Raw genomic sequence first — 13,146 nt, 5'->3', positions numbered from 1 at the left:
GTCCTTCCTGTCCGTCAAGGAGTTCTTCGACCGCGCGAACGCTAGGGAGGGTCGATGAAATCGCGATGAAGGAAGGAACCGGTGGCCGGACACCGGGTCCGGCCACCGGATCACGCGTCGGCGCGGTGGTAGGTGTGCACGACCACACCGGTCGGCAGGACGAGCGTGTCGACGAGCTTGAGGGTGCGGCGGGGCGCGGTGGTGAACAACGGCTTCTTGCCGTCGCCGAGCACGATGGGGTGCACCATGAAGCGGTACTCGTCGATCAGGTCGTGCTCGGCGAGCAGGTTGAACAGCTCGCCGCTGCCGGACAGCAGCAGGTCGCCGCCGTCCTCCTGAGCGAGCTTGGCGATCTCCTCGACGACGTCGCCCTTGATGACCGTGGCGTTCCAGGACGCCTCGGTCAGGGTCCTGGACGCGACGTACTTGGGCATGTCGTTCATCTTCTCGCCGAAGACACCCGTCTCCTCGCGCATGGCTGGCCACGCGGCGGCGAATCCTTCGTAGGTGCGGCGGCCCAGCAGCAGGGCGTCGCTGGCGAACAGCTCCCGCGCCTTGAACTCGCCGGCCTCGTCGCACCAGAACGGCATCGACCAGTGGCCCGGCTCGTCCATGTAGCCATCGAGGGTGACGTACTCGGTGGCGACGATCTTCCTGGTCATGTCGGCTCCTTCAGCTGTGGTTCTCGGGTCCGTCACCACCACGTCGAACGGGAGACGCGCGGATCGACACCGTCGACTGACATTCCGGATGTGACGCCCATCACCTAACAGAATCGACGTAGGGCAGGCGGCGACGGTTCGAGCATCTCGCCAGTATTCGTCGCCCCGGCGGCCGTTTTCGTGGACAAAGCGCGCTGGCCGAAGCCAGTATCCGATTCAGGAGTCCTTCTCGCAGGCCGGAAACACCGGCGAACGAGACGCCGCAGCTCCGGCGGCGGTCGAGGTAGGAGGAGTGCCCCACGTGGCCAGTCTCACCAGCAGTCAGCTCGGCGCCCCAACCAGACACAGGTGGCCGGCCGACGGTCCTTCGGCCGGAGCCGACCTGATCGGTCGCGACGACACGATGGACGCGCTGCACCGCTGCCTCGCCGCCGCAAGGGACGGCCGACCGTCGCTCGTCCTCCTCGACGGCGTCGGCGGCGTCGGCCGGTCGGCGATGGCGACCTGGGCCGCGCGGACCGCCGAACAGGCCGGCTTCGGCACCGCGACCGCCCGCTGCTCCCTGCTGGAACAGGACTTCGCCTTCGCGGCCACGCGCCAGCTGTTCACCGCGCCGCGCGACGCGGACCTCACGACGCCGGACCACGCCGAGACACCGGGCGCGACGCACGCGGCCATGCAGCGACTGCTGGCCCGCACGGCCGAACTCGCCGAGGACCGGCCGCTGCTGCTCGTCGTCGACGACCTCCAGTGGGCCGACGTGCCGACCCTGCGCTGGCTGGCCTACCTGGTCCGGCGCTGGTCCGGGCTGCGGGTCGCGCTGCTGGGCACCATCTGCGCCGGCGAGCCGGTCAGCGACCGGAGCACCCTGGACGAGCTCGGCGCGTTCGCCACCCGCGTGCCACTGGCCGGGATCACCCTCGACGAGGTGTCCGGCGCGCTGGCACACGCGTTCGACAAGCCCGTGTCCGCGCCGTTCGCGGCGGCCTGCCACCGCGCGACCGGCGGCGTCCCGTTCCTGCTCGGCGAGCTCGTCGGGGCCATCAGGACGCGCGAGCGCACCGGCGCGACGATCGACGAGCGCGGCGTCGCCGAGATCGGGCCGGAACGGGTCGCGCACACCGTCCTCAACCGGCTCCGCAGGACCGGCGCGGCCTCGGTCGACCTGGCCAACGCGGTGGCCGTGCTCGGCGACGGGGCCGACCTGACCTCGGCGGCCCAGCTCTGCGGGCTCGGCGGCGACGACGCGGCGCGGGCCGTGGACGAGCTGTGCGCGCAGGGCGTGCTCACCGCTGACCCCCGGCTGTCCTTCGCGCACTCGATCGTGCGCAACGCCGTGCGGCGGGCGCTGACCGTCGGCGCCGGCATCGCCGCGCACACCACGGCCGCGCGGGTGCTGCACGCCAGGCACGCCCCGGCCGAGGAGGTCGCGGCGCACGTCGTCGCGGCCGACCTGACCACCGAGCCGTGGGTCGGCGACGTGCTGTCCAGGGCCGCGACGGCGGCCGTCGACCGGAGCGACGCCCGCGCGGCGACGCGGTACCTGCGGCAGTGGTGCCGGCTGCCCGAGGGCGGCGACCTCAGGGCCAGGACGCTGACCAGGCTCGCCGCCGTCGAGCTGACCGTCGACCGGGACGCCGCCGAGGGGCACCTGCGGCAGGCGCTGGAGGTCGCCGAGAGCCACGGCGTGCGCGCGCGGGCCGCGGCCTGCCTGTCCTCGCTCGTGTTCGACCTGCACGGGGCCGCCGAGGCGACGCGCGTGCTGCGGACGGAACGGGACCGGTCCGGCGACGCGGACGACGACCACGCGGGATCGCTCGACCTGCGGATCCTGGCGTTCGCGGCCCAACCGGGCCTGGTGCCGGCCGCCGCCGAGTGCCGGTCAGCGCCGCGCCCGGCTCCGGTGCCGGACTGGCGGGTCGACGCCGTCGCAGCGCACCACGCGTGGCGACGCGGCGAGGCCTGCCCTGACGTGGCCGAACTCGCCGAACGCGCCCTGCGCGACGGGACTCCGGACTGCCTCGGCGACCAGCCGTTCGTGTGGTCGGCCGTCGGCGCGCTGTTCCTCGCCGCGCGGCACGACTCCTGCCGCCGGTTCGCCGAGCCCGCCGTGCGGCTGGCCAGGCAGCGGGGGTGGCTCGGCTTCGCCGCGCGGGGCGAGCTGCTGCTCGCCAGGGTGGCCCGCGCGCAGGGCAGGCTCGGCGACGCGCTCGACCTGGTGCTCGCCGCGTCGTCGACCGGGCGCGACCGGCACGTCGCGCTGCCCGACCTCGTCGTGACGCACGTCGAACGCGGCGAACTCACCGAGGCGCACCGCGCGCTGACCGACGCCGACGCCGACGATCCGGCCGCCACCCCGCGCCTGCTGCACGCGCGGGGCCGGTGGCACGCCGCGCGGGGCGACCACGCCAGGGCGCTGGCCGACCAGCTCGCGTGCGGGCGCGCCTACCTGTCCGGCGCGGTCGTTCCGGAGGTGCCGTGCCATCCGTGGGCGGCCTGGTCCGCGCACGCGCTCGGCAGGCGCGAGGAGGCGCGGGAGCTGGCGGCGCACGGTGTCGCACTCGGCCGCCGGACCGGTCACGCCGGGCTGCTCGGCGCGTCGCTGATCGTCGCGGGCCTGGTCGGTGGGAACCGTGGCGCCGGTGCGGACGGCCCGGCCGCGCTCACCGAGGCGGTCGAGCTGCTCGCCGACGCTCCCCTGATGCTGGCCAGGGCGCTGACCGTGCGTGGCTCGGCGCTGTGCGCGAGCGGGCAGGAGACCGCTGGTGTCGCGGATCTGCGGCGCGCGTTCGACATCGGCATCAAGTCGGGCGCCCTGCCGATCGCGGGGAGCGCGCGGCGGGAGCTGCGCCGCGCCGGCCACCGGCCGTCTCGGGCGCTCACCGGCCCGGACGCCCTGACCAGGCAGGAACGCACGGTGGTCGGGCTGGCCGTGGCCGGCAACACGAACCGGCAGATCGCCGAGCGGCTGTTCCTGACGGTGCGCACGGTGGAGCACCACCTCACCACCAGCTACCGCAAGCTGAACATCTCGGGCAGGCGCGAGCTGGCCGCCGCGCTGCCGACCGGCTAAGGGATCCCGCCAGCCCGGTGAGGTCACCTGGCCGGCCGCGTCACGACACCAGGTCCACCAGTTCGGCCAACCGTTCCGGCTCCGGCACCTGCGCGGCCAAGCTCGCGAGCAGCGCGCGGTCCGGCGGCCCGGCGGCGGCCAGCTCCGCCGACGCCACCGCGTACAGATAGTTCGCCGCGTCGGCGAGGAACATGCCGAAGTCATCGAGCGTCGACACGCGACCGGTGCCGCCGCCAGCCAGGTACCCGTCGTGCAAGGCGCTCGCGGCGACCGGATCGCGGTCCTCGCCCGACCATCGCGACCATCGCATCAGCACCGCGGCGAGTTCGCGGCTCGGCGTCGCCGCGCCCGCATTCTCCCAGTCGAGCAGCACCAGCTCGGTGGAGTCCTTGCGCACCAACACGTTCGCCGGTTTGAGGTCGCGGTGGCAGCAGATCAGGTCGGCGGCGGGGGCCGGGCGGACCTCGCCGAGCGCGGCCAGACCGGCGACGGCCGCGCGCAGCACCTCGGCGCAGCGCGGGTCGACCCGCTCGAACGCCTCGACCAGATCAGCCCAGCTGGCCTGCGACGGCACGTCCTCGAACCACCTCGGGTCGTCGACGAGGTAGGGCGCGCGCACCCGGTGCAGCCGGGCCAGCAGCTCCCCGACCCGCGCCGCGACCTGCGCCGGTCGCGCCGGGTGCTCGCCGTCCAGCCAGGCCGCGACCCTGAGGTGCTGCGGCGGGCCCGAATCGCGCTCGACCGCGAGCACCGCCTCGCCGGTTGAGGTCAGCAGCGGCACCGACCGCGCCACGGTGCCGGCCCGCGCCACCAGTCCGAGTTCGTTCGCCAGCAACGCCAGGTCCGGCGCGTCGTTGAGCACTTTCACGGCCCACGCGCCGCGCTCGGTGACCGCCCGCCACACCTGCCCCATCGCGCCCCGGCCGGCCGGGGTCAGCTCGACCAGCCGCGCGCCGATCGGGAACTCGCGCAGCACCGCCGGCATGATCGCGTGCAGCGCCGCCGCGTCCCCGGCGACCGCGACACTCTCCGTCATGGCTTCAGAACGTAGTCACCCAGGACCGCGTAGAGGTGCGGGGCGACCGAGTCGTCCAGCGGCACCACCACCTCGATCCGGCCCTCCGCCTCCGCCACGAACAGCGCGGGGTCGTTGCAGTCGGCGAACCCGACGACCGACAGCCCCGCCTCCGCCGCCGCGCCCGCCCAGCCGTGGTCCGCCACCACCAGGTCCGGCCTGGGCACGTCCTCCTTCAGTAGCAGGTTCATCAGGTCCGGCCGGTGCGTGTGCTCGAGATTGCCGTCGCAGCCGGACACGGCGACGTTCGCCACGTAGCGGATGTCCCGCGCCTTGCCGTCCTCCCGGCGGAACCCGAGCCCGGCCCCGATCCGCGCCACCTCGCAGCCGCGCTCGGCCAGCGTCGAGGCGAACTGGATATGCAGGGCGAGCAGCCCGACCGGATGGCCGGTGGCGAACAGCACCCGCTCGCGCCGCGACACGGCCAGCGCGAGCCGGTCGCGGAGGCGGTCCAGCGCGGCGACGGTGCGCAGCGGGTCGATCGTGTCCTGGCCCGACAGGTGCCCTGGATCCCCTGACACGCCGACCTTCTCCGCCATCACAGCCAGGACCGACGCCGTCGTCCAGTGCGCGGCCGGGGTGAGGCCGAAGGTGTCGTCGAGACCGCCGTCGAGCATGCTGGCAATGTTCTCCAGGTTGCTCTCCCTCGGCGTCGCCACGTTCCCCGCGATCGCGTGCGCGGCGAGGTAGTCGGCGAGCTGCTGCGGGTCGAGCGGGTCCGTGGTCGGCATCGGCCTTGTCCAATCTGTCGCGCGGAACGGTTGGGGTGACACGTCATTCGACCAGGCCGGCGGCGCGACGACCTGCCACGGGAAGGGAAACGGCTGCGGTCACAGCGCCCGCGCGAAGTCGACGAGGAACTCCGGACCCGTCCGGTCGGCCCGCAGCAGGCCGTCGAACCCCGCCCACCACGGCCGGTTGCGCGCGTACCAGTGCACGGTCCGGTCGAGTCCGTCGTCGAGTTCGACGGTCGGCCGCCAGTCCAGCGTCGACCGCAGCCGGTCGGCGGAGGCGACCAGGCACGGCCCCCTGCCGTCCCGGTCCACCGCCTCGACGGTGTCGTAGGCGCACGCCGGGATCCTGGCCGCGATGCCGTCGGCGACCTCCTCAAGCGTGACGCCCTTGCCAGCGGCGATGTTGTGGCAACCGCCCCACTCGCCGGCCTCGACCAGGCCGAGGATCGCGGCGACGGCGTCGGTGACGTAGAGGAAGTCCCGCAACCGTCCCGTGGTCACCTGCGACCGCATGCCGGCGTGCGCCTGCGCGATGATGCGCGGCACGATGCGGTCCGGCGACTGCCACGGGCCGTAGAGGTTGGTCAGCCGCACCACCGCGGCCCGCACACCGTGGTGCGTCCGGTACTCCTCGACCAGGTCCTCGCCGAGGATCTTCGACTCCGCGTACGGCGACAGCGGCAGCCGTGGCGAGGACTCCTCGAACAGCGCGCCGTGGTTGCCGCCGTAGACCTCGATGGAGGAGGTGAACAGCACCGGTGTCCCGTGCCGCACCGCCGCGTCCAGCACGGTCCGCTGGACCGCCACGTTGTTGGCCAGCACCCGTTCGCCGAAGTGCAGCGAGTAGTCGACGTGGGCCAGCGCGGCGAGGTTGACGATCGCGTCGAGGTCGGCCAGCGCGCCGGCCGCGCCGAGCGTGAGGTCCCGGTCCAGCAGGGTGACCCGGTCGTCGAACGCGGCGTGCGCGTACCGCCCGAGCCGATCTCCCTTGTCCACCAACACGACCCGATGGCCGGCAGCGACGGCCGCACGCGCCAGGTTCGTGCCGACGAAGCCGGCGCCGCCCGCGATACCCAGTCGTAGTCCCATTATTCTCCAGCACCCGCCCGATCCGCGTCGAACAGGCCGAGGTCCGCCATCGCGTGCGCGAAGTCGGGCCGGTCCTCGACCAGCCAGTCGGGGTCGTAGTAGGGGAACGCGCTCCTGTCGTAACGGTGGCCGACGCGCAGGAACAGGTCGATGTAGTCGCGCGCCGCGGCACGCTGGGCCTCGGTCTCCGGGACGGCCACGTAGGACACGCTCCACTGGGCGCGCAGGCTGCCGAACAGCGCCGCGTGCCAGATGTGCACGTCGAACACGACGATGTCGCCCGGCTCGGTCGGCACGGGCACGCCGGGCCACAGCGCGGCCTCGGCGTCCTCGTCCAGCGGCGAGCCCTCGGGATGCGCGTCGCGGAACCGGGCCAACCGGTCGGAGAACCCCTGTTCGTGCGAGCCCGGCACGAAGCGCAGCGCGCCGGACTCGGCCGTCACCGGGCTCAGGTAGGCCGCGACCTTCACCGCGCTCAGGTCGGGCCCGGCCGCGTCGCGGTGCCAGCCCGACGCGTCGCTGTACAGGATTCCCTTGGCCGGCTTGGGCATCACGGGCGCGCCGAGCAGTTGTCGACCGAGCGACAGCAGCCGGTCGCCGGAGGTCAGCGCGCGGCTGACCGGGTTGCCCTCGGCCATCAGCGGCAGGTAGTAGCCCTCGTACCCCGTGACCACGCTGGGTTTGTCGGTCGGCAGCTGGTAGCTGCGGCCGAGCCCGGAGCGAACCTCCGCCTCCAGCGCGGTCACCGTGTCGGCGTCGAGAAAACCGGGCAGCTTCAGGAAGCCGAACTCCCGGAAGAAGTCGAGTGCCCGCTGGTCCAACTGGTCCATGGCGTCGACCGATCGCATCGCGCCGCCTCCTTGTCGGGTCCTGGTGGTGGTGTGCGGGGTCACCGCAGCAGGCCGCGGTGCGCCGACCAGCCCGCGGCGACGTCCGCGTCGAGCTGACGCAGCCGCGCGGTGACGACCTGGTCGAACGCGTCGAGGAAGAACTCGTCGCCGGCAACGGGTTCGACGGTTCTGGCCGGGTCGGCGAGGAAGTCCGAGACGATCTCCTCAAGGCCGAGGGTCGGCGAGATCCGGCCGATCACGTAGCGGTCCGCACCGGGCAACCCGGGGAACGCGGCCTCGCGGTAGAGGTACACGTCGCCGCGCAGGTCGACCACGACCGACGCCTGCGGGTAGCCGCGGCCCCGCATCAGCTCAGGGGTGGAGTAGGGCAGCGTGGCCGAACCGCCCATGCGGATGCCCTGCAACGCGTAGCCGTAGTCGATGTCCAGCGTCGGCGTCAGTTCCCTTGCCCGGTCCTCCAACGCGCACAGTGCGCCGAGCAGTTCCTGCCGCTCGTCCTCGGGCAGCCTGCCGTCCTCGCGTCCGCTGTAGTCCTCCCGCAGCGTCAGGAAGTCGATCGGCCGGTCCGGCGCGGACTCGTTGATCCCGGCGATGTGGTCGATCAGCCTCGGCAGCCGCTCGGCGCGGCCGGGCAGCACGACGTAGTTCATGCCGACCCGCAGCGGCGCCTCGCGTTCCGCGCGCAACTCCAGGAAGCGGCCGACGTTGGTGCGGACCCGGTCGAACGCGCCGGTGCGCCGGGTGGTCGCGGCGTACTCCTGTTCGTCCAACCCGTAGAGGGAGATCCTGATGGCGCGCAGCCGCCACAGCCCCGGCTGCCTGGCCAGCGTCTGCGGGGTCAGCGCGAAGCCGTTGGAGTAGCAGGCCGGTTCGAGGCCGCGCGCGGCGGCGCGCTCGACCAGCCGGCCGAGCGTCGGGTTGGTGAGCGGTTCGAGGCCGCCCGAGATGTAGAAGATGCCGGGATCGTCGGTGGGGGCCTCGTCGATCACCTTGCCGAGCAGCTCTTCGCCCTCGGCGATCTCGGCCGTCTCGTAGCGTTCGCCCTCGATCCGCGCGCAGAACGTGCAGTGGAACATGCAGGTCGGTCCCGGATACAGCCCGACCCGGTAGGGGTGGCGCGGTTTGCCGTCGAGGACCGCGTCGAAGACGCCGGCCGCCTCCATGGGCAACAGTGTGTTGCGCCAGTACTTCGCGGACTCGCCGGTGAGCAGCGGGACGCTCAGCTCGGGCACCTCGCGGAACACCCGCAGCAGCGCGGCGAACGACTCCCGGCCCCGGCCCCCGCGCAGGTCTTCCAGCGGCACGAACGGGTTCGCCGCCGCCGTCGCCGTGATGCGCGCCAGGTCGCGGGCGGCCGCCTCGACACCGTCCCAGTCGCCGACGTGACCGACCAGGCCGGCGCGTTCCAGCGCCGGGGCGACGCGGGTGCGCAGCATGGCCGCCACGCGGTCCACCGCGCTCGCCGGCCGCACCGCCGTCAGGGTCGCGGCGATCTCGGCGTCCAGGGCGGCCTCCACGGCCCTCGTGCCGGCGAGAATGTGCTGCGCGGCAACGGCCGCCAGCGGGCCCGGCCGGTCGCCCCGGCCGCGCGCCTGGTCGAGGAACGCGGCCAGCGCGGTCGCCAGCGCGCCGGGTCCGTCGCCGCCGAGCGGAACCCGGGTGCCGTCGGGCCGGAGCAGCGCGGCCCGGTCGGAGTTCCAGTCCACTTCCAGCGCGGCGGACCCGTCGGTGTCGACGTGCACCCTGCGGTGCCGGCCGGTGGAGTTGCGCAGCACCTCGCAGGCGACGGGAATCCCCGCGTACCCGAACTCGGCCTCGAAGCCGTCCTCCTCGGCGCGCTGGGTCAGCCGGAGGTCGGTGGGTTCGGCCGCACCGAAGAGGACCGTCAGGATGCTGAGCACGTGTGGCATCAGGTCGCGCACGGCGGACACGCTCAGGTCGGTGCTGCGCACCTCGTCGCCATAGCTGGCCGAACGCTGTTCGCGCCAGACGATCCGCAGTCCCCGCACGGTCTTCTCGCGCAGCAGGTCGCCGAGTTCGCGCACCCAGGCGGCGAGCAGAAACTCGTGGTCGATCGCGAGCGGGGTGCCCTGCCGTTCGGCCAGCGCCAGCAGCTCGCGTTCGTCCTCGGCCCGCGCGGCGAACGGCTTCTCCACCAGCACCGGCAGTCCGGCCAGCAGCAGGGGCGCCGCGGTGTCCGCGTGCGTGGCCGGCCGGGTGGCGACGATGGCGGCGTCGTGGTCGCTCAGGTCGGCCGGCAGGTCCCGCACGACCCGCACGGCGGCGGCGCGCCCATCGGCCTCCCCTGCCCACCGCGCGCAGCGGTCGAAGCCGTGGCTGGCGACCAGCGTGATCCGTTCGGCCAGGTGGTGGTCGAGCAGCACCGCGGCGAGGACGCGGCCCCAGCGCCCGCCGCCGACCACGAGGACGCGGCTCATTCGGTACCCGCCCGGTACTCGGGGGTGGACATGCCGCCGAGGCGGTACCGCAGGGTCGGCAGGGACGTGCAGCCGACCGGGAACTCCAGGCGGTTGAGCTGTTCGAGCACGATGTCGTCCTCGCCGACGCGGGCCGCGACCTCGGCGGGCGTGCGCGGCCGGCCGAACCGCAGCAGGCGCAACGCCTCCCGGTCGAACAGCCACTCCCCCATGTCGACCATGCCGGTCAGCCCAGGGACGCCGTCGATGACCGCGCGATCCCGCACCACGGGACTGTCCGCGTCCAGCACGTCCGCGTCGCCGAGCGAGCCGAGCAGCGCCTCCGCCTCGGGAGACGGGGCGAGCCAGGGGAACCGGTCCACCGTGGCCGGCAGGCCATCCGCGCCGACCAGGGTCCGCCAGGAGTGCACGGCCAGATGGCCCGCGCGCGCCAGGGTCAGCAGGCTGGACAGGTGGTTGGCCTCCCACTCGTTGTCGTCGTCGAGGAAGGCAACGTGGTCGGCCGTGCAGCGCGCGGCGGCGAGGTCGCGCAGCGCCGCGATCCGCGCGAACGGGTCATCGGGCAACAGTCCTTGTCCCGCAAGGGTGATCACTTCGCAGGGCACCTCGGCGACGGCCGACGGCGCGCGGTCGCCGTCCACCCACACGGTGATCCGGACGTCCGCATCGGTGTCCTGCTTCACCGCGCTCGCCAGGGCCGCACCGAGCGTGTCGCGGTCGCCCCTGGTGATGACGACGACGTCGACCGTCGTCGCGGCGACGGGAGAACCGAGCGCGGTGACCGGATCGCCGGTCTCCATCGCCCGCAGCACGGCCGCCAGCCGGCGAAGGTCCGCGTCCTCGGCGAGGAAGGCCGCGTGCGGGACCAGCACGGTGTGCCGGAACCACGCGCCCGTGTGCGGCAGCGCCGTCGCAGGCGGGCGGAGGCCGGCGAACTGCTTGATGGTCTCCGGCCGGTACAGCGGTCCCTCGGTGATCGGGTCGTAGACCGTGGAGATCACCAGGCCGGTCTCGCGCTGCACCGCCGCCATGACCTCGGTCGGGGTGCCGACGCCGGCCGGGATCCGCAGGACGATGCCGTAGAAGGAGCCGTCGGCCAGCGCGGCCTCGTCGGCGACGAACGTCCAGCCGCTGCCGTCCAGCGCGGCCGCCAGGGTCCGCGCGCCTCGGGCGCGGCGCTCGGCCTGTCCGGCGAACCTGGCCAGCTGGTCGGCGAGGAGGGCGGCGGAGTGCTCCGGCGGCGACTGGTTCGAGCCGTGCAGCAGGTTCGCCGGCTCCAGTTCGGTCGTCGCGATCGGCGAGTTCAGGGCCGCGCGCCTGCGGGAGTCCATCACCAGGGATTCCAGGCGGTGCAGGACGTCCTCGTCGTCGGTGAGGATCGCGCCGCCCTCGCCGCTGGTGATGATCTTCGAGGCTTGCAGGCTCATGATGGACAGGTCGCCCAGCGAGCCGATCCGGCTGCCGTCGGCGGTCAGCCCGAACTGGGTGTGCGAGGCGTCCTCGACGATCGGCACGCCGGGAAAGCGCGCCCTGGCCGCGGCGACGTCGAAGTGCTGCGCGAACAGGTGGATGCCCAGGATCGCCGAGGGCCGCTCGGCCAGGGTCGCCGGGTCGCCGCAGGGCGATTCCGGTGTGGCGTCGAAGAACACCGGTGTCGCACCGACCCGCAGCACCGAGGTCGCACACGCGACCCAGGTGGCCGCCGTCATCGCGACCGTGTCACCGGGACCGATACCCAACGCGTGCAGGGCCACGACGATCGAGGTCGACCCGCTGGTGGTCAGCACGCAGTGCCTGCGCCCCGACATACGCGCCACGGTGCGCGCCGCCGACACCGTCTGGGACGGCCACACACTCTTGCCGCCGCTCACCGCGAGCCGGCCGCTGCGCAGCGCGCGGACCATGGCCTGCGCGGACTGCTCGTCGAGTTCCGGCCAGTCCGGCCAGGCGGTGCTGCGGCGCTCGGCCGGCGGGGCGTGGTCGTGCGACATGGCAACCTCTTCGTCCGATGCTGGGCAGGTTCTTGGCGCGCCTGGTGGTTCGCGCGCGTCAGGCCGACGGCCGGCGCGTGAAACCCGCGCAGGAGGCGACCGTGAGCGGGACGATGTGTCGGCCGTAGAGCGGGTAGGACACCTCGTCGAAATCGACGTACCGGTTGCGGTAACACCAGTTGCACTCGTCGAACCGCGCGATCGGCCCGTCCTGCCAATCCCGATGCGACGCCCGCAACTCCCGATAGTTCGACCCGTTCCAGATCTCCGCGAACGACGCCGTCGCCAGGTCGCCGACCAGGTACTCCTCGCCCGGCGCGCCGATCAGGTGGTCACAGAAACCGACCTGACCGCGATAGTTGACGTAGCAGTACATCCACGGGTGCGTGCACAGCTTCGCCGCGTGCTCCGGCTCGGCCCACAACTCGTCCAACGCCGCGTTGATCCGCACATCCACGCCGCGCTCCTGCGCGAACGCGGCGGTGTCACCGAGTGCGGCACGCAGCGCGTCGAGATGGAACCGGAGGTTCCCTGGGTCGTTCTCATCGGTGGACAGCGGGTTGAGGTGTACCGCGATGCCCAGCTCGGCGGCCAGCGCGACGATCCGAGTCAGCTCCCCGATGCCCTGCTGCTGCACCACGACATTGAGGTTGACCCGGTCCAGACCCACGCCGCTGACCCGCGCCTCGTCGGCGATGATCGCGAGGTTGTCCAGGATGGCCTGGAGCTTCGCGCCGGTCCGCAGCACGGCCAGGGTCTCCTGGGTCGCCGCGTCCAACGACACCGAGATGAACCCTCGATTCCGCACCAGGGTCCGCCAGACGTCCTCGTTGGGCACCGTCAGGTTGGTGACCAGGCGCGGCGTGCAGCCGTAGTCCAGCGTGGTGGCCAGGTATTCGGGGAACCTGCGCAGGATGGTGCTCTCGCCCCACCCGCGCAGGTCGACGATCTCGGCCGTGGGAAACAGTTCCCGGGCGATCCGGTCGAACAGCTCGGGCGACATGTTCTTGGTGCGGTCGAACGGCCCGTTGGAACGACACATCGGGCACGACAGGTTGCAGTTCTCGGTCAGCTCCACGAACAGGACGCGCGGCAGGCTCGCCAGGCTCACGGCCCCCGCCTCGAACTCGGCGATGTTGAGCGCCCGGTTGGCCGCCCGGACGGCGGACCGGTCGGCACTGCCTTCGGTGCTGGACATGGCGTTCCTCGCTCGATCGGTGATCACGGCAGTCG

Annotated in this window: 9 protein-coding genes; 1 reads left to right on the top strand and 8 read right to left on the bottom strand. The window is 73.1% G+C overall.

The genetic code is table 11. From position 1 onward, the window contains the following. Positions 1-110: 110 nt before the first annotated feature. The gene (locus F0L68_RS08090; protein WP_149848854.1) at positions 111-662 is read right to left on the bottom strand and encodes a dihydrofolate reductase family protein; all 552 of its coding nucleotides are present in this window, start codon (positions 660-662) and stop codon (positions 111-113) included. A 301-nt stretch (positions 663-963) separates the two neighbouring features. Between F0L68_RS08090 and F0L68_RS08085 the strand changes: the two genes are divergently transcribed. Then, the gene (locus F0L68_RS08085; RefSeq protein ID WP_149848853.1) at positions 964-3,735 is read left to right on the top strand and encodes an ATP-binding protein; all 2,772 of its coding nucleotides are present in this window, start codon (positions 964-966) and stop codon (positions 3,733-3,735) included. A gap of 40 nt (positions 3,736-3,775) precedes the next feature. On the opposite strand, the gene F0L68_RS08080 is transcribed toward F0L68_RS08085, so the two are convergent. The 7 genes from F0L68_RS08080 to F0L68_RS08050 form a co-directional block, all read right to left on the bottom strand. Beyond that, the gene (locus F0L68_RS08080; protein ID WP_149848852.1) at positions 3,776-4,771 is read right to left on the bottom strand and encodes a phosphotransferase; all 996 of its coding nucleotides are present in this window, start codon (positions 4,769-4,771) and stop codon (positions 3,776-3,778) included. After that, positions 4,768-5,541: a phosphatase gene (locus F0L68_RS08075; RefSeq protein ID WP_149848851.1), complete on the bottom strand. Its 774-nt coding sequence runs from the start codon at positions 5,539-5,541 to the stop codon at positions 4,768-4,770. Before F0L68_RS08075 ends, F0L68_RS08080 begins: the two co-directional genes overlap by 4 nt. Positions 5,542-5,640: 99 nt before the next feature. After that, positions 5,641-6,633 carry an NAD-dependent epimerase/dehydratase family protein gene (locus F0L68_RS08070; protein ID WP_149848850.1) on the bottom strand — a complete coding sequence of 331 codons (993 nt, stop codon included), beginning with the start codon at positions 6,631-6,633 and terminating at the stop codon, positions 5,641-5,643. Further along, a complete protein-coding gene (locus F0L68_RS08065) occupies positions 6,633-7,481 on the bottom strand; it encodes a phytanoyl-CoA dioxygenase family protein (protein WP_149848849.1) in 849 nt (282 codons plus the stop codon). The genes F0L68_RS08070 and F0L68_RS08065 overlap by 1 nt, the downstream gene beginning before the upstream one ends. A gap of 41 nt (positions 7,482-7,522) precedes the next feature. Then, positions 7,523-9,922, bottom strand: coding sequence for a dTDP-4-amino-4,6-dideoxy-D-glucose ammonia-lyase (gene desII / locus F0L68_RS08060; RefSeq protein WP_149848848.1), 2,400 nt, complete (start codon positions 9,920-9,922; stop codon positions 7,523-7,525). After that, positions 9,919-11,913 (bottom strand): DegT/DnrJ/EryC1/StrS family aminotransferase, encoded by a 1,995-nt coding sequence (locus tag F0L68_RS08055; protein ID WP_149848847.1) that lies wholly within the window; start codon positions 11,911-11,913, stop codon positions 9,919-9,921. Before F0L68_RS08055 ends, desII begins: the two co-directional genes overlap by 4 nt. 58 nt (positions 11,914-11,971) lie before the next feature. Beyond that, on the bottom strand, positions 11,972-13,111 hold the full coding sequence (locus F0L68_RS08050; protein ID WP_149848846.1) for a radical SAM protein: 1,140 nt from the start codon (positions 13,109-13,111) through the stop codon (positions 11,972-11,974). Positions 13,112-13,146 lie beyond the last annotated feature (35 nt).

The organism is Solihabitans fulvus (assembly GCF_008386585.1).
Classification (GTDB): Bacteria; Actinomycetota; Actinomycetes; order Mycobacteriales; family Pseudonocardiaceae; genus Solihabitans; species Solihabitans fulvus.
This window is presented reverse-complemented; position numbering and strand designations above follow the sequence as displayed.

Excerpts from the sequence above, each read along its gene's own strand:
- F0L68_RS08090 (WP_149848854.1), bottom strand. The coding sequence starts at position 662 with ATGACCAGGAAGATCGTCGCCACCGAGTACGTCACCCTCGATGGCTAC.
- F0L68_RS08080 (WP_149848852.1), bottom strand. The coding sequence starts at position 4,771 with ATGACGGAGAGTGTCGCGGTCGCCGGGGACGCGGCGGCGCTGCACGCG.
- F0L68_RS08075 (WP_149848851.1), bottom strand. The coding sequence starts at position 5,541 with ATGCCGACCACGGACCCGCTCGACCCGCAGCAGCTCGCCGACTACCTC.
- F0L68_RS08070 (WP_149848850.1), bottom strand. The coding sequence starts at position 6,633 with ATGGGACTACGACTGGGTATCGCGGGCGGCGCCGGCTTCGTCGGCACG.
- F0L68_RS08065 (WP_149848849.1), bottom strand. The coding sequence starts at position 7,481 with ATGCGATCGGTCGACGCCATGGACCAGTTGGACCAGCGGGCACTCGAC.
- desII (WP_149848848.1), bottom strand. The coding sequence starts at position 9,922 with ATGAGCCGCGTCCTCGTGGTCGGCGGCGGGCGCTGGGGCCGCGTCCTC.
- F0L68_RS08055 (WP_149848847.1), bottom strand. The coding sequence starts at position 11,913 with ATGTCGCACGACCACGCCCCGCCGGCCGAGCGCCGCAGCACCGCCTGG.
- F0L68_RS08050 (WP_149848846.1), bottom strand. The coding sequence starts at position 13,111 with ATGTCCAGCACCGAAGGCAGTGCCGACCGGTCCGCCGTCCGGGCGGCC.